Origin of the sequence: Streptomyces sp. NPDC014676, from assembly GCF_043084105.1 — a bacterium.
Classification (GTDB): Bacteria; Actinomycetota; Actinomycetes; order Streptomycetales; family Streptomycetaceae; genus Streptomyces.
The window spans coordinates 220839-236534 of record NZ_JBIBZI010000001.1; the positions used below are offsets into that span (position 1 = coordinate 220839).

Annotated in this window: 13 protein-coding genes and 1 tRNA gene; 3 read left to right on the top strand and 11 right to left on the bottom strand. The window is 70.1% G+C overall.

Features of this window, described 5'->3' with window-relative positions; translation table 11 throughout:
* Nucleotides 1-61: 61 nt before the first annotated feature.
* A complete protein-coding gene (locus ACF1DX_RS01050) occupies nt 62-1516 on the top strand; it encodes a cellulose binding domain-containing protein (RefSeq protein ID WP_391789149.1) in 1455 nt (484 codons plus the stop codon).
* A 76-nt stretch (nt 1517-1592) separates the two neighbouring features.
* On the opposite strand, the gene ACF1DX_RS01055 is transcribed toward ACF1DX_RS01050, so the two are convergent.
* The 4 genes from ACF1DX_RS01055 to ACF1DX_RS01070 all read right to left on the bottom strand — a co-directional run bounded on the left by ACF1DX_RS01055 (nt 1593) and on the right by ACF1DX_RS01070 (nt 6444).
* Nucleotides 1593-3032, bottom strand: coding sequence for a GH1 family beta-glucosidase (locus ACF1DX_RS01055; RefSeq protein ID WP_391789150.1), 1440 nt, complete (start codon nt 3030-3032; stop codon nt 1593-1595).
* 113 nt (nt 3033-3145) lie between these two features.
* Complete coding sequence (locus ACF1DX_RS01060) at nt 3146-4051, bottom strand: carbohydrate ABC transporter permease (RefSeq protein ID WP_391789151.1); 906 nt, start codon at nt 4049-4051, stop codon at nt 3146-3148.
* Between the two features lie 12 nt (nt 4052-4063).
* Complete coding sequence (locus ACF1DX_RS01065) at nt 4064-5080, bottom strand: carbohydrate ABC transporter permease (protein WP_391789712.1); 1017 nt, start codon at nt 5078-5080, stop codon at nt 4064-4066.
* Nucleotides 5081-5085: 5 nt separating this feature from the next.
* Nucleotides 5086-6444 carry an ABC transporter substrate-binding protein gene (locus tag ACF1DX_RS01070; protein WP_391789152.1) on the bottom strand — a complete coding sequence of 453 codons (1359 nt, stop codon included), beginning with the start codon at nt 6442-6444 and terminating at the stop codon, nt 5086-5088.
* A gap of 344 nt (nt 6445-6788) precedes the next feature.
* Here ACF1DX_RS01070 and ACF1DX_RS01075 point away from each other — a divergent pair, with 344 nt between their 5' ends.
* Nucleotides 6789-7844, top strand: coding sequence for a LacI family DNA-binding transcriptional regulator (locus ACF1DX_RS01075; protein WP_391789153.1), 1056 nt, complete (start codon nt 6789-6791; stop codon nt 7842-7844).
* 4 nt (nt 7845-7848) lie between these two features.
* On the opposite strand, the gene ACF1DX_RS01080 is transcribed toward ACF1DX_RS01075, so the two are convergent.
* From ACF1DX_RS01080 to ACF1DX_RS01095, 4 genes are all read right to left on the bottom strand, one after another.
* Nucleotides 7849-8679, bottom strand: a complete 831-nt coding sequence (locus ACF1DX_RS01080; RefSeq protein WP_391789154.1) for a DUF6461 domain-containing protein — start codon at nt 8677-8679, stop codon at nt 7849-7851.
* Nucleotides 8680-8813: 134 nt separating this feature from the next.
* Nucleotides 8814-8886 (bottom strand) — tRNA-His (locus tag ACF1DX_RS01085).
* A 118-nt stretch (nt 8887-9004) separates the two neighbouring features.
* Nucleotides 9005-9607 carry an oligoribonuclease gene (gene orn, locus ACF1DX_RS01090; protein WP_391789155.1) on the bottom strand — a complete coding sequence of 201 codons (603 nt, stop codon included), beginning with the start codon at nt 9605-9607 and terminating at the stop codon, nt 9005-9007.
* A gap of 204 nt (nt 9608-9811) precedes the next feature.
* On the bottom strand, nt 9812-11038 hold the full coding sequence (locus ACF1DX_RS01095; protein WP_391789156.1) for a helix-turn-helix domain-containing protein: 1227 nt from the start codon (nt 11036-11038) through the stop codon (nt 9812-9814).
* Between the two features lie 776 nt (nt 11039-11814).
* On the opposite strand from ACF1DX_RS01095, the gene ACF1DX_RS01100 reads away from it, so the two are divergent.
* Nucleotides 11815-12342, top strand: coding sequence for a universal stress protein (locus ACF1DX_RS01100; protein ID WP_391789157.1), 528 nt, complete (start codon nt 11815-11817; stop codon nt 12340-12342).
* Nucleotides 12343-12579: 237 nt separating this feature from the next.
* Here the strand turns inward: ACF1DX_RS01100 and glmS are convergent, their stop codons facing one another.
* From glmS to ACF1DX_RS01115, 3 genes are all read right to left on the bottom strand, one after another.
* Complete coding sequence (glmS, locus tag ACF1DX_RS01105) at nt 12580-14397, bottom strand: glutamine--fructose-6-phosphate transaminase (isomerizing) (RefSeq protein ID WP_391789158.1); 1818 nt, start codon at nt 14395-14397, stop codon at nt 12580-12582.
* A gap of 12 nt (nt 14398-14409) precedes the next feature.
* On the bottom strand, nt 14410-14667 hold the full coding sequence (locus ACF1DX_RS01110; protein ID WP_030217181.1) for a hypothetical protein: 258 nt from the start codon (nt 14665-14667) through the stop codon (nt 14410-14412).
* Between the two features lie 108 nt (nt 14668-14775).
* Nucleotides 14776-15657, bottom strand: a complete 882-nt coding sequence (locus ACF1DX_RS01115) for a DUF4429 domain-containing protein (protein WP_391789159.1) — start codon at nt 15655-15657, stop codon at nt 14776-14778.
* Nucleotides 15658-15696: the final 39 nt, after the last annotated feature.

The window sequence follows — 15696 nt, forward strand, 5'->3', positions numbered from 1 at the left end:
CGAATCCGGCTCGCTAGCGTGCTGCCGCACACCCCCGAACGGCAACGAAGGCAGGCACGCGATGAGCACGCACCGGCGCAGGATCAGCGGCAGGAACAAGGCGATCGGCGCGGTGACCGCCGCGGCCGTGGCCGGCGGCGGGGCGTTCCTGTTCACCAGCACCGCCCAGGCGGCCGGTGTCGGCGCGGCGTACACCAGGACCAGCGAGTGGTCGACCGGGTACACCGCCCAGTACGTGGTGACCAACAACAGCGGCGAGCGGAACCAGGACTGGAAGCTGGAGTTCGACCTGCCCGCCGGCACCGAGCTCGGCTCGCTGTGGAACGCCGAATCCAGTGTGAGCGGCCGGCACGTCACCGTGCGGTCCGCCACGTGGGACACCGACGGACTGGCCGCCGGCGAGTCCGTCACCGTCGGCTTCGTCGCCAAGGGCACCGGCGATCCGACCGGCTGCCTGGTCGACGGCGCGAAGTGCGGCACGGACAGCGCCCCCACGCCCGAGCCCAGCGGCCGTCCCACCGACGCCCCCACCCCCACCACCCAGCCGACCCCCACCGAGGAGCCCACACGGACCGAGGAGCCGACCGCCGAGCCGACCCGGAGCACCGGCACCGGCACCGGCACCGACGCGGGCTTCGCGCCCTACGTCGACACCTCCCTCTTCCCCGCCTTCGACCTGGCCGCGAGCGCCGAGGCGACCGGCGTGAAGAACTACAACCTCGCCTTCATCACGGACGGCGGCGGCTGCACCCCCAAGTGGGGCGGCGTCAGTGACCTCGGCGGCAACGCGGTCGCCGGCCAGATCGGCGCGCTGCGCGCCCAGGGCGGCGACGTCCGGGTCTCCTTCGGCGGCGCGTCCGGCTCCGAACTCGGCACCACCTGCACGTCGGCGGACGCGCTGGCCGCCGCCTACACCAAGGTCGTCGACACCTACAAACTCACCAAGGTCGACTTCGACGTCGAGGGCGGCGCCCTGCCCAACACGGCGGCCAACACCCGCCGCGCCCAGGCGATCGCCAAGCTCCAGAAGGCCCACCCGGGCCTGGACGTCTCCTTCACCCTCCCGGTGATGCCGGAGGGCCTCACCCAGGACGGTGTGAACCTGCTCGCCGACGCCAAGAAGAACGGCGTACGGATCGACGCCGTCAACATCATGGCGATGGACTACGGACCGGCGTACAGCGGTGACATGGGCACCTACGCCGAGCAGGCCGCCACCGCCACCCAGGCCCAGATCAAGGGTGTTCTCGGGCTGAGCGACGCCGACGCCTGGAAGACGGTCGCCGTCACCCCGATGATCGGCGTCAACGACGTCGTCACCGAGGTCTTCAAGGTCGACGACGCCACCCAGTTGGTGAACTTCGCGAAGTCCAAGGGCCTCGGCTGGCTGTCCATGTGGTCCGGCACCCGTGACCAGCAGTGCGCCGGCGGCACCAAGCCGGCCGCCGACCCCACCTGCAGCTCGATCCTCCAGGACAAGTTCGCCTTCTCGAAGGCGTTCGCCGCCTACGAGTAGGCGGAGCGGGAAAGCGGGGCGCGGCACTCCCCCAGGGTGCCGCGCCCCGCCCTCGTTCTTCCGGAACCGGGTCCGGTCAGATGCCCTCCGGCTCCGGAAGCGCTCCGGTCTTCGCGGCCCGCGCGTACCACAGGGCGCTGGACTTCGGGGTCCGCTGCTGGGTCACGTAGTCGACGTACACCGCGCCGAAGCGCTTGTCGTAGCCGTACGCCCACTCGAAGTTGTCCATCAGGGACCACAGGTAGTAGCCGCGCACGTCCGCGCCGTCGGCGATGGCCCGGCGCACCGCCGAGAGGTGGCCGTGCAGGTAGGCGACGCGCTCCGGGTCGTGCACCTTGCCGTCGGCGTCCGGCTTGTCGTCGAAGGCCGCGCCGTTCTCGGTGATGTAGATCGGCAGTCCGGGCGCCTCACGGTGGTAGCGCATGATCAGCTCGTACAGGCCCGTCGGGTCGACGGACCAGCCCATCTCGGTCTGCTCGCCCGGCGACTGGTGGAAGGCGACGTCGTCCGCGGCGGGCCACGGCGAGTGCTCGCTCGCCCCGTGACCGTCGGCCCGCGGGCCCTTGGCGTCCGGGTCGGCCGCCGAGACCAGGGTGGGCGTGTAGTAGTTGAGGCCGAGCGCGTCCAGCGGCTGGTGGATCAGGTCCAGGTCGCCGTCCTCGATGTACGACCAGTCGGTGAGCGACGAGGTCGCCTCCAGCAGCGTCTCCGGGTAGGCGCCGTGCAGGATCGGGCCGTGGAAGATGCCGCCGGACAAGTCGTCGATCTTGCGCGCCGCCGCCACGTCCGCCGGGTCGCCCGGCGAGAGCGGCCGGACCACCGAGGTGTTGAGGCTGAGCGCGACGGTGTTGCGGGCCGGCATCACCGAACGCAGCGCCTTGGCGCCCAGGCCGTGCGCCAGGTTCAGGTGGTGGGCGGCCTTCAGCGCGGCCGCCGGGTCGGTGCGGCCGGGGGCGTGCACACCGGAGGCGTAGCCCAGGAAGGCGCTGCACCAGGGCTCGTTGAGCGTGATCCAGTTCTCCACGCGGTCGCCGAGCGCCTCGCCCATGATCTGCGCGTACTCGGCGAAGCGGTAGGCGGTGTCGCGCTCCGGCCAGCCGCCCGCGTCCTCCAGCTCCTGCGGCAGGTCCCAGTGGTAGAGGGTGACGGCCGGCTTGATGCCCTTCGCCAGCAGCTCGTCGACCAGCTTGCGGTAGAAATCCAGACCGCGCTGCACGGCCGGGCCGCGGCCGGTCGGCTGCACCCGCGACCAGGAGACGGAGAACCGGTAGGCGTTCAGGTTCAGGTCCGCCATCATCGCCACGTCGTCGCGGTAGCGGTGGTAGTGGTCGTTGGCGACGTCACCGGTCTCGCCGCCGGCCGTCTTGCCCGGCGTATGGCTGAAGGTGTCCCAGATGGAAGGCGTGCGCCCGTCCTCCCGCACCGCCCCCTCGATCTGGTACGCGGAGGTCGCGGCGCCCCAGAGGAAGGCGGGAGGAAAGGTCACCGGGGTCGCCGGCGTTGCGGAGTCAGACATGGAAGCGCTCCCATAGGAGGTCGTGGAAGACCGACGAGTACGGAAAGAGGAGGGAGGAGAGGGGCCGAGGCGGCGGTGACCCGGCCCCCAGGGGTACGGACGTGCAGCGGGTGTCAGCCCTTGACGGCGCCCTGCATGATGCCGCCCACGATCTGCTTGCCGAAGATCGTGAAGACCAGCAGCAGGGGCAGCGTACCCAGCAGCGCACCCGCCATGATCAGGGACTGGTCCGGGGTGTACCCGCGGCCGAGGCCCGCGACCGCCACCTGCACGGTCGGGCTGCCGGTCTGGGTCAGCACCAGGAACGGCCACAGGAAGTCGTTCCAGGTCTGCACGAACATCAGCATGCCCAGCACGGCCATCGCCGGCCGCGCGGCCGGGAACACCACGTGCCATATCACGCGCCAGCTGCTCGCGCCGTCCACCCGGGCGGCCTCGATGACCTCGTCCGGCAGCGCCTGGAGCAGGTACTGCCGCATGAAGAACACGCCGAACGCGCTCACCAGCGACGGGAAGATGACCGCCTGGAGCTGGTCGGACCAGTCGAGCTTGGCGACCATCATGTACAGCGGGATGATGCTGAGCTGCGGCGGCACCATCATCGTGCCGATCACGATCAGCATCAGCGCGTTGCGGCCCTTGAACCGCAGCTTGGCGAAGGCGAACCCGGCGATCGTCGACAGCACGACGATGGTCACCGCCGAGATGCCCGCCACGATCGTGGTGTTGAGGAAGGCCTCACCGAGGTTGGCGTCCTTCCAGGCGATCTCCAGGTTCTTGAACAGGTTGGAACCGAACCAGAGCGGCGGCGGGTTCTGTGCCAGCCGCTGGTTGTCCCGGGAGGCGGCGATCGCGGTCCACACCAGCGGGAACAGCGACACGATCGTGAACACGATCAGGATCGCGTACGCGATCGGACCGCCGTGCAGCGTTCCGCCGGCCCGCGCCGACTTCGGCAGGCGCGGGCGCCTGGACTCCTTGGCGGTCGTGGTCTCGGGGGGCGTCACAGTCGTCGTCACGGCCACAACTCCTTAACTGCTGGCGCGCAGCCGGCGCGAGATGAGCTGGTTGATGATGCCGATGACGATCAGGATCGCGAACATCGTCCAGGCGATCGCCGAGGCACGGCCCAGGTGCTGGTTGACCCAGCCCTGCTCGTACAGGTACAGGCCGAGCGTCTGGAACTGGTGCTCCGCGCCGCCGGACGCGCCCTTGTTGGCGTCGAACAGCAGCGGCTCGCCGAAGACCTGGCTGGCACCGATGGTGGAGACCACCACGGTGAACAGGATCGTCGGACGCAGCGAGGGCAGCGTCACGTGGATGAACTGCTTCCAGCGGCTGGCGCCGTCCAGTGCCGCCGACTCGTACAGGTCCTGCGGGATCGCCTGCATCGCGGCCAGGTAGATCAGCGCGTTGTAGCCGGTCCAGCGCCAGATGATGATCGCCGAGACGGCGAACTGGGAGGGCCACTTGTCGCCCTGCCAGTCGACCGGGTCGATCCCGACGAGGTCGAGACCCCAGTTGATCATGCCGTAGTCGTAACCGAAGAGCAGCACGAACACCAGGGAGGCGGAGGCGATCGAGGTGGCGTACGGCGCGAGCATCGCGACCCGGTAGAAGGTCGAGGCCCGCAGCTTGTAGTTGAGGATGTGGGCGATGCCCATCGCGATCAGCAGCTGCGGAACGGTCGCGATGATGCCGATGGTCAGGGTGTTCTGCGCCGCGTTCCAGAAGAACTCGTCGTCGAAGATCCGGGTGTAGTTCTTCAGCCCGACCCAGCTCATGTCGGTCGGGGCGGTCAGCTCCACCTGGTGCAGCGAGGCCCAGCCCGTGTAGATCAGCGGGAACAGGCCGAAGGCGATGAAGAGCAGGAAGAACGGCGAGACGAACGCGTACGGGCTCCAGCGCATGTCGCGCTGCCAGCGCCGGGACAGCTTGGCCCGGCGTCGCTGCTCCTTGTCCATGGGCGCGGAGTCCTTGGACGGACGGCCCGGGGCCGCGCCCCCCTCCTTGGAGGGGAGCGCGGCGGTGTCGTGGCGGGTGGCCATTTCGGTCACTGGTCCAGGTTGTTGTCGATGGTCTTGGTGGCCGTCTCCCAGGCGTCCTTGGCGGACTTGCCCTTGGTCACCAGGATGACGCCGTTGTCCGTCAGACCCTGCTGGATGATCTGGTCCTTCGGGCCGATGACCTGGGTCGGGATCTGCTTGGCGGCCGCGGAGAAGATCTCACCGATCGGGGAGTCACCGGTCATCTCGTTCTTCGCGCCGGTCACCTCGGGGCTGTCGTACGCGCCCGGGGTGCTCGGGAAGCTGCCCTGCACCTTGAACAGCTTCGCCTGCTGCTCGGGCGCGGTCAGCCAGGTCACCAGCTTCTGCGCCTCCTCGACGTTCTTGCCGCTCTTCGGCACGCCCAGGAAGGAACCGCCCCAGTTGCCGGACTTCGGCGCGACGGCCACGTCCCACTTGCCGGCGTCCTCCGGCTTCGCCTTGCCCTTGATGGTGCCGAGCATCCACGGCGGGCAGGCGACGGTGGCGAACTTGCTGTTGGCGATCGTCGTGTCCCAGGCCGGCTGGAACTGCGTCTGCGACTGGACCAGGCCCTTCTCGGCGGCCTCGGCGGTCAGGTCGAAGGCGTTCTTGACGGCCGGGTTGGTCTTGTAGATGACCTCGCCGGAGGAGTCGTAGAACTTCTCCTCCTCACTGCTGAGGACGGCGTTGAGCAGGCCGCCGGGGGAGTCCATGAAGAAGGTGTCCTTGCCGGCCTTCTTCTGGTACTTCTCACCGGTCTCGACGAACTTGTTCCAGTCACCGGCCCACAGCTTGCCGACCTCCTCGCGGTCGGTCGGCAGGCCGGCCTTCTCGAAGAGGTCCTTGCGGTAACAGATGGCCATCGGGCCGATGTCGGTGCCGAGACCGACGGTCTGGCCGTCCTTGGTGGTGGCCTGCGCCCACTTCCAGTCGAGCCAGTTGGCCTTGTCCACGCCCTCGACCTTGGACATGTCCACGAACTTGTCCGCCTGGGTGCCGACGATCTCGGCGATGTTGGCGATCTCGATGGCCTGGACGTCCATCAGACCGCTGTTGGTGGTGAGGTGGTTCAGCAGAGCGGGGTAGTAGTTCTCGTTCCGCTCGACGACCGTCTGCTCGATCTTGATGTCCGGGTTCAGCTTCTCGTACTCGGCGTAGAGACCGGCTTCCTTGAAGCCCATGGTGCCGAACAGGCCCATCGTGATCTTGGTCTTGCCCTCGCTGTCGGACGAGGATCCGTCGCCGTCGCTACCGCCGTCGTCGGCACAGCCGGCCAGCAGCCCGGTGCCCAGCGACACCACGGCCGCGATGGCCAGCGCCTTACGGGCGATGGGCTTCCCCCCGCCCGACCGCTGACGGGAGAGGGGGAGGGTACGTGCTCGCATTGCGTCCTCCTGTTGCCCTGACGTGCCGACCCCCCGGCCAACGGCATTGTTGGGCCCGTATCTTGACTCGCTGCGGCTCGGGCGGGGAACGTGCGGGTTGTGTATGTGTCAGGTACTGTGGGAGCGCTCCCACAAGTGATGTGTTGAAGAGTCGCGGGTCCGGGCGGGGGTGTCAAGGGAACAGACGACGCAAAGTGCCTTCAGTTATCTGCCTGTTAACTTGACGCCGGAGATCCACCCCCGGAAGTCCGCAGTCCGCACACCGCCCTCCCGGCGGCGGCCACCGTCACCGACGGGGCTGTTAGATTCCAGGCCAGCGTGACATACGACGGAAGGCGGGGCCGATGGCAAGCCACGGAGCGCGGAGCCGGAGCGGCGGCCGTCCCACCCTCGAAGAGGTGGCCGCGCGCGCCGGTGTGGGCCGCGGCACGGTCTCCCGGGTGATCAACGGCTCGCCCCGGGTGAGCGACGCCACACGCGCCGCCGTGGAGGCCGCGGTCGCCGAGCTCGGTTACGTCCCGAACACGGCCGCCCGCGCCCTGGCCGCCAACCGCACGGACGCCATAGCCCTCGTCGTACCCGAGCCGGAGACCCGGTTCTTCGCCGAGCCGTACTTCTCCGACATGCTCCGGGGCGTCGGCGCGGCGCTCTCCGACACCCAGATGCAGCTGCTGCTGATCTTCGCGGGCAGCGACCGGGAGCGGCAGCGGCTCGCCGAGTACCTCGCCGCCCACCGGGTGGACGGTGTGCTGCTGGTCTCGGTGCACGCCGACGACCCGCTGCCCGACATGCTGTCCCAGCTGGAGATCCCGGCCGTGATCAGCGGCCCCCGCTCGGCCGCGGAGACGCTCGCCTCCGTGGACTCCGACAACTACGGCGGCGCCCGCCAGGCCGTCGAGCACCTCCTCGGCCGGGGCCGGCGCACCATCGCCCACATCACCGGCCGCCTCGACGTGTACGGCGCCCAGCGGCGCGTCGACGGCTACCGCGACGCCCTGCGCGAGGCGGGCCACGAGGTGGACGAGCTGCTGATCGAACCGGGCGACTTCTCCGAGGACGGCGGCCGGCACGCGATGGCGGCCCTGCTGGAGCGCCGCCCCGACCTGGACGCCGTCTTCGCCGCCTCGGACGTCACCGCGGCCGGCGCCCGGCACGCCCTGCGCGACGCGGGCCGCCGCATCCCCGACGACGTGGCCCTGGTCGGCTACGACGACTCCGCCATCGCCCGCCACATGGACCCGCCGCTGACCAGCGTGCGCCAGCCGATAGAGGAGATGGGCCGCGCGATGATCGACCTCCTCCTCGCCGAGGTCGCCGACCGCCGCCCGTCGGTGTCCCGGGAACTGGAGCGGCGCCAGATGGTGCTGGCGACGGAACTGGTGGGCCGCGCCTCGTCGTGACGCCTCAGTGCTCCGTGCCGTCGGGGTCCGGGGCCTTCAGGACCGCCTCGGCGTGCAACGTGGGGGCGGCGACGTGGTGCCATGTTCTGCGCTCCCACCACCGGGGGTCGGTGGCCTGCTCGTACTCTCTGCGCAGACCGGCCGGGACCAGGCCCAGGCGCCGGTCCGGCAGCGGTCTGCCGTTGGCCCCGGCCCATGCGCTGATCTCCTCGAAGTCGTCCGCCGGTGAACCCTCGACCGCGTACACGGGAAGGCGGTCCTCGGTGAGCACGGTGCGGGGGAGGGAGAGGCCGAGGCGCTTCTCGAAGACGGCCAGGCCGCGGCGCCTGCGTTCGTCGTAGTCGTAGTCGCCGGTGTCCTGGTACGTGTCTCCGTCGGGGTGCAGGATTCCGGCGGCCACCAGGTCCGGCAGGAACAGGTCGCACTCCTCGCCCCAGCGGATCCGCTCCTCGCACAGCCCGTACCCGCAGACGGTGCGGCCGTCGCGCGCGTACAGGACGGTGGTGGGCGGGTGCTCCGAGTTGTAGTGGTAGTGGACGGCCTCCACGCCGTCGCGCGAGACCTCCTCCAGCCGGTCGAGGTAGCAGCCGTAGAGGACGGCGAACGTCCAGCCCGCGTGCTCGCCGACGCGGACCACGGCGCTGTCCGGTCCGTCGTAGGAGTCGACCTCGAGGCCGGCGATCTCGTCGTCGGTCATCGGCCCGGCGGCCGCTCCGCGCCGCGCCCCCATGCGGACCGCCAGTTCCTCGGCGTCGATGCCGCGCGCGAAGTGCACGTCGAACATCCACCCGGAACTCGTCACCGTGCCGGCCATCCACTGCACACCGTCGCTCACGTGCCCTCCCCTGCGGCGCGACGGGCAGACCCCCTGCCCGTCCGGCGACGACCCTAGGACGGCCCACTGACATCCCGGTGGTGGAAACGAGTACAGCCGGTGACCTCGTACGAGGTCACCGGCTGACTGGTGAGGGTGAGTGACGGGACTCGAACCCGCGGCATCCTGGACCACAACCAGGTGCTCTACCAGCTGAGCTACACCCACCATGGCCTTGTCGGTCGAGGTCAGTGACTTCTCCGACCGGCCGAGAAAAAGTGTACAGGGTCCGAAGGGGTGCTCGCGCACGCTTTCCGCGGCGGCCCCCGACGACCCCCCGATCCGCCTACTGAGCAGGCAGGACGTGCTTCGCGGCGATCTTCTTCGCGGTGTCCGAGTCGGGCCCCGGCTGCGGTACGAAGACGGCCTCGCGGTAGTAGCGCAGCTCCGCGATGGACTCGCGGATGTCGGCGAGGGCGCGGTGGTTGCCGTTCTTCTCGGGGCTGTTGAAGTACGCCCTCGGGTACCAGCGGCGGGCCAGCTCCTTGATGCTGGACACGTCCACGATGCGGTAGTGGAGGTAGTCCTCCAGGGCCGGCATGTCCCGCAGCAGGAAACCGCGGTCGGTGCCGACGGAGTTGCCGCACAGGGGGGCCTTGCCGGGCTCCTTGACGTGCTCCCGCACATAGTCGAGGACCCGCCGCTCGGCGTCCTCGAGCGTCGTGCCGCCCTCCAGCTCGGCGAGCAGTCCGGACGCGGTGTGCATCTCCCGCACCACCTCCGGCATCGTCTCCAGGGCCCGCTCCGGCGGGCGGATGACGATGTCCACCCCCTCGCCGAGCACGTTCAACTCGGAGTCGGTGACGAGGGCGGCCACTTCGATGAGCGCGTCGTCCGACAGCGAGAGGCCGGTCATCTCGCAGTCGATCCACACCATGCGATCGTTCATGTGTCTAACCTTACGGGGCGTCGTGCCTCCGGCGACGTGCCGGTGTTCGTGTGAACGTCACAGGGGCTGCCGCCCCCGGACCCCCGCTTCGGCCCTGGACGGGCCTCGTCCTCACTCGCCGGACGGGCCGGACATGCCGGCGGACATGACGAACGGGCCGGAAGCCGGTGCCTCCGGCCCGTTCGCCGTCCTACGACGGTCGGCTCACGGCGCGCTGCGCTGGCCCGGGAGGGCCGAGGCCGTCAGGGACGGGCCCAGGGCACTGGCCGCCGCCGTGCGGCGGGACTGGTGCGGGAGTGGGTTGTCCGGGTGCAGGGCGGGCGGTGCCTGGGGCCCCGCGTGGCCCGGCTGGCCCGGTGGGAGGGCTCCCACGGCGCTCGGGGTGCCCTCGCTGTCCTGGTTCCGGTCGGCCTGCGGGCGCCGCGCGCGGTACGCGGCACGGTAGGCGGCCGGGGACGAACCCAGCTGGCGCCGGAAGTGGCCGCGCAGCGCGACCGGCGAGCGGAACCCGCAGCGGCCCGCGACCTCGTCCACCGAGTAGTCCGACGTCTCCAGCAGGCGCTGCGCCTGGAGTACCCGCTGCGTGATCAGCCACTGCAGCGGCGCGCTGCCGGTCAGCGAGCGGAACCGGCGGTCGAACGTACGACGGCTCATGTACGCGCGTGCCGCCAGCGTCTCCACGTCGAACTGTTCGTGGAGGTGCTCCAGCGCCCAGGCGACGACCTCGGCGAGCGGGTCGGCGCCGATCTCCTCCGGTAAAGACCTGTCCAGGTAGCGTTCCTGGCCTCCGCTGCGGCGCGGCGGCACCACCAGGCGGCGGGCCAGCGCGCCGGCCGCCTCGTTGCCGTGGTCCGTGCGCACGATGTGCAGGCACAGGTCGATTCCGGCCGCGGTGCCCGCGGACGTCAGCACGTCGCCGTCGTCCACGAAGAGTTCCCGTGGATCGACGTGCACCGACGGATAGCGTTTCGCCAGCGTCGGCGCGTACATCCAGTGTGTGGTCGCGGGACGGCCGTCCAGCAGGCCCGCCGCCGCGAGGACGAAGGCGCCGGTGCACAGCCCGACGATGCGGGCGCCCTCCTCGTGGGCCCGGCGCAGTGCGTCCAGGGCCTCCTCCGGCGGTGGCGAGGTGATCGAACGCCAGGCCGGCACCACGACGGTGCCCGCCCGGGATATCGCCTCCAGGCCATGTGGCGCGGTGAGTTCCAGGCCCCCTGTGGTCCGCAGCGGGCCCTCTTCGCCGCCGCAGACGAGCAGGCGGTAGCGCGGTACGCCGGCGTCCTGGCGGTCAACCCCGAACACCGACAGCGGTATGGAACTCTCGAAGATGGGGCCGCCGCTGAACAGCAGCACCGCGACGATCTCCTTGCGGCGGCGGCCGGAGAGTTTCCGGACCGCCGTTTCCGGCGTGGCGGTGGAGTCGTGGCTCATACTGCTAAGCCCCCCTCGGTGGTCGCGGCTCCTCGGTTGTGTCGCTCCTGCACGTTTCCCCTCGGTCCTGCACGAGTCCCCCGCCGTAAGACATCAAGATCGAATCTACTGCGTCCCGTCGCGCGCCGGTGGCCGGTTCGCCACCCGGCGCATTGTCGACTTGGCAACTTGGCGTGAAGCATTCGATCACGAAGCGTTGCACTCGTGGGCCGTGCGGGGAAGTGCGCCTTGTCGCAGTGGCCAATCCACGTAGGGTGCGCGGGGCCGGCCGACCCCTTTTCGTGCAGGTCGAACGGGGGTTGGGGGGTGGTTGCGGTGGGGGATGCGTACCGGCCGGAAGTTGGCTGAAAAGATACGGTTGGGGGCGCGGAAACCGGTCAGTTGACCGGTGTATCCCCGCCACCGTCCGTGCCGGCCCCGCAAAGGTTCCGGATCCTCCCGGGCCGCGGCCGGCACGGAGTACTTCCGCGGCATGGCTCACGGGGCTCGACGCCCGGCCCGGGGGCCGGGGGGTGTCGGTCACCGTGGGTCCGCGACGGTTCACTCCCCCCGGCAAGTGAACCCTGTGCAAATCACCTGTACAGCACAGCAACCATTGCGTGACGGGCGGACCCTCGTGCATGCTCCGGGGAACCCGCCTGCCGGTACGTGCGGGATCTGGGCTCAGGAGGCGTGCCGCCGTACCCTTGGGGGTATGGGGTTGGGAAGATAATTCCCGGACACAGCTCCGCCGCACACTGTCGTCCCCCACAAAGGATCACAACCCCGAGACAGCCATGGCCGGTCACGAATTCTTCGAACCCGCGGACCGCAAGCGGCCGGTCGCCGATCCCACGGCGGCCGAACCCCTGGCGGCGGAGGAGCCACGCCATCCCTGCGACCCCGCGTTCCGGCACGGTGTGGTCGTCGGCTTCGACGGCTCCACCTCCAGCGAACGGGCCCTCGCCTATGCCATCGGCATGACCCGGCGCCTCGGCTCGGGCCTGATCATCGTCCACGTCGCCAACCGGCTGCCCACGACCGTGTGGGCGGGCTGCGAGCCGCCGGTCTTCGTGGACGTCCCGGACCATCGCACGGAGGTGCTCGGACTCGAGCTGGCCTGTGCGGACTATCTGGCCGAAGTGCCGTGGATCCTCGTCGAGCGTGGTGGGGACATCTGCCATGAGCTCGAGGAGGTGGGGCGGGAGTATGCCGCCGATGCGATCGTCGTGGGTTCCACCCACGGGCTCGTGGGGCGGGTTTTCGGGTCCGTCGCCGGGAGGCTGGCCAAGCGGGCGAAGCGGCCGGTTGTCGTCATCCCGTAAGTCGTTCACGGGCCCCGTGTGTTGGTTGGCAACACGCGGGGCCCGTGCCCGTATGCCGGCCTGTGCGGGCGCGTGGGGGCCGGTCGCGCCCGCGCGGCGGAGCCGCAGATTGATGCAGCCCCGCGCCCCTTGAGAGCAGGGTGCTGCTCGACCGTTACCGGCTTCGCCAGGTTGCGCGGCTGGTCGCGCCCGTGCGGCGGGGCCGTATATCGATACAGCCCCGCTCCCCTGGGTGCCCTACTCGACCGTTACCGACTTCGCCAGGTTGCGCGGCTTGTCGATGTCCCTGCCGAGGGCCAAGGCCGTGTGGTAGGCGAGGAGTTGGAGGGGGATGCCCATGAGGATGGGGTCGAGTTCGTCCTCGTTCTTGGGGACGAGGATCGTGTGGTCGGCCTTCTCCTGCTCCTGGTGGGCGACGGCCACGATCTGGCCGCTGCGGGCCTTGATCTCCTCCATGGCCGCGCGGTTCTTCTCCAGCAGGTCGTCGTCCGGGACGATCGCGACCGTGGGGAGGGCCGGCTCGATCAGGGCCAGCGGGCCGTGCTTCAGCTCGGAGGCCGGGTACGCCTCGGCGTGGATGTAGGAGACCTCCTTGAGCTTCAGGGAGGCCTCACGGGCCACCGGGTAGCCCCGGACACGGCCGATGAAGAGCATCGAGCGGGCCTCGGCGTACCGCAGGGCCAGCTTCTTGATCTCCTCCTCCTGCTTCATGATCTCGGCGATCTGGCCCGGGAGCCTGCGCAGGCCCTCGATGATCCGCTTGCCGTCGCGCACCGACAGGTCACGGGTGCGGCCCAGGTGCAGGGCGAGCAGCGCGAAGGCGACCGTGGTGTTGGTGAAGCACTTGGTGGACACCACGCACACCTCGGGCCCGGCGTGCACGTAGACGCCGCCGTCCGCCTCGCGGGCGATCGCGGAACCGACGACGTTGACCACGCCCAGCACCCGCGCGCCCTTGCGCTTCAGCTCCTGCACGGCCGCCAGCACGTCGTACGTCTCACCGGACTGGGAGACCGCGACGTACAGGGTGTCGGGGTCCACGACCGCGTTGCGGTAGCGGAACTCGGAGGCCGGCTCGGCGTCGGCGGGGATCCGGGCCAGCTCCTCGATCATCTGCGCGCCGATCATGCCGGCGTGGTACGAGGTGCCGCAGCCGAGGATCTTCACCCGGCGGATCCGGCGGGCCTCGCGGGCGTCCAGGTTGAGGCCGCCCAGGTGCACGGTGGAGAAGCGGTCGTCGATCCGGCCGCGCAGCACGCGGTCCACGGCCTCGGCCTGCTCGTGGATCTCCTTGTGCATGTAGGTGTCGTGGCCGCCCATGTCGTACGACGCCGCCTCCCACTCCACGGTGGTCGGCTCGGCGGTCGTACGGGTGCCCTCGGTGGTGTAGGTGCGGAAGTCGTCGGCCTTCAGCGTCGCCATCTCGCCGTCGTCCAGCGTCACGATCTGGCGGGTGTGGGCGACCAGCGCGGCGATGTCCGAGGCGACGAACATCTCCTTCTCACCGATGCCGAGCACGACCGGCGAGCCGTTGCGGGCCACCACGATGCGGTCCGGGAAGTCGGCGTGCAGCACGGCGATGCCGTACGTGCCCTCGATGAGGCGCACGGTCTCGCGGACCTTGTCCTCCAGCTTCTCGGCCGTCGAGCGGGCGATGAGGTGGACGAGGACCTCGGTGTCCGTCTCGGAGAGGAACTCGACGCCGTCCGCCTCCAGCTTGCGGCGCAGGTCGGAGGCGTTGTCGATGATGCCGTTGTGGACGACGGCGACCTTGCCCTCGGCGTCCAGGTGCGGGTGGGCGTTCACGTCGGAGGGGGCGCCGTGGGTGGCCCAGCGGGTGTGGGCGATGCCGGTGGTGCCCTTGAAGCGCGCCGGGACCTTGGCCTCCAGGTCGCGCACCCGGCCCTTGGCCTTGACCATCTTCAGGCCGGACGCCTTCGGCGACGTGACGGCGATGCCCGCCGAGTCGTAGCCGCGGTACTCCAGGCGCTGCAGGCCCTCCAGCAGCAGGGGGGCGACCTCACGCCTGCCGATGTATCCGACGATTCCGCACATATCTGTATGTTCCTAGCCGTAGACGATGCGGCGCAGTTGCCGGAGCGAGAGCTCGGGCGGGGCCACCGCGCGGTATCTGAGGTCCGCCTCGATCCGTTCGAAGATCGTCGCGTTCACCAGGCCCTGGGCCTGGAGCTCGCGGTGGCGGCGACGGACGTACTCCTCGGTCGTCTCGTCGAAGTAGGCGAGCACGTCCTGGACCACGCGCAGCGCCTCGCCCCGGCTGAGGGGCGTGGACCGCGTCAGATGATCAACAAGTTCGTCGTGCACTTGATGATCCTGGGGTACCGGCCATGGTTTCGCAAGAAACCTGCCCGATTTCGGGCAGGACTCACAGGCGGGACCCAGGCTCGGCTCGTGGACGGGCCCGGGCCCGACTCACATACGCTTGAGGATCGCCTGTTTGGCCAGGGTGAACTCCTCGTCCGTCAGCACTCCGGACCGGTGCAGCTCGCCCAGCTCCCGCAGCCGGCGCAGCAGGGCGTCGTGGTCGTCCTCGGCCGGGGCCGCCAGGGGCTGTGGTGTGGCCTCCAGCTCCCGCGGGCGCTCGTCGGCGGGCGCGGCCGGGTGCGGAAGACGGGCCTGGACGGCGGCGGCGACGAGCGCCATCAGCGGGTCCTTCTTGAAGCCCCACAGCTCCACCGAGTTCGGGTCGTACTTGGCGGGGGCCTTGGTGGGGGAGTGCCGTACGAGGAAGCGGATGTGGCCGTTCTCCAGCCCGACCGCCGGCTGCCACTCCACGCCGGCCAGGTCCGCCAGCGCGAGGGTGCGGGTGCCGGCGGCGGCCTTGGCGTCCTCCGTCTTCCAGTTCCACTCCAGCCGTATGCGCTCGCCGTCGAAGCTGACCGTGCCGTCCCCGGCGGAGACGGACAGCGGCACGGACGGGCCGGGCAGCAGGTACTCGGTGACCGGGTCGGCGGGTACCTGGTCCAGCAGCAGGGCGGTGCGGACCTCCTCCGTGAAGTACTCGGCGACGCCGTAGCGGTCGGAGTCGACGATCAGCTGGTAGGGGTCGTGCGGCTCGGTGAGCCGGCCGCCGGTCGCGTGCAGCAGGGGGTCGGCGCCGTCGCGCAGCCGCAGCCTGAGCCGTCCCGACTTCTTGCCCTGCTCGAACGATATCCCCGCCAACGCCCTTAGGGGCAGTGCCAGTTCACCCAGGGTCTTGCGGAGCAGGCCGACGTTCTTGTCCCGGCCGGGGGTCAGCCGCAGGGTGTCCCCGTCGAAGGTCCAGGTACCGTCCTTCTGGATGATTTCCGCCATGGGGGGATTGTTCCACCGGAACTGCCGGAGAGTGGTCCG

Coding starts and splice junctions, on each gene's coding strand:
- ACF1DX_RS01050 (WP_391789149.1), top strand. CDS start 62: ATGAGCACGCACCGGCGCAGGATCAGCGGCAGGAACAAGGCGATCGGC.
- ACF1DX_RS01055 (WP_391789150.1), bottom strand. CDS start 3,032: ATGTCTGACTCCGCAACGCCGGCGACCCCGGTGACCTTTCCTCCCGCC.
- ACF1DX_RS01065 (WP_391789712.1), bottom strand. CDS start 5,080: ATGGCCACCCGCCACGACACCGCCGCGCTCCCCTCCAAGGAGGGGGGC.
- ACF1DX_RS01070 (WP_391789152.1), bottom strand. CDS start 6,444: ATGCGAGCACGTACCCTCCCCCTCTCCCGTCAGCGGTCGGGCGGGGGG.
- ACF1DX_RS01075 (WP_391789153.1), top strand. CDS start 6,789: ATGGCAAGCCACGGAGCGCGGAGCCGGAGCGGCGGCCGTCCCACCCTC.
- orn (WP_391789155.1), bottom strand. CDS start 9,607: ATGAACGATCGCATGGTGTGGATCGACTGCGAGATGACCGGCCTCTCG.
- ACF1DX_RS01095 (WP_391789156.1), bottom strand. CDS start 11,038: ATGAGCCACGACTCCACCGCCACGCCGGAAACGGCGGTCCGGAAACTC.
- ACF1DX_RS01100 (WP_391789157.1), top strand. CDS start 11,815: ATGGCCGGTCACGAATTCTTCGAACCCGCGGACCGCAAGCGGCCGGTC.
- glmS (WP_391789158.1), bottom strand. CDS start 14,397: ATGTGCGGAATCGTCGGATACATCGGCAGGCGTGAGGTCGCCCCCCTG.
- ACF1DX_RS01115 (WP_391789159.1), bottom strand. CDS start 15,657: ATGGCGGAAATCATCCAGAAGGACGGTACCTGGACCTTCGACGGGGAC.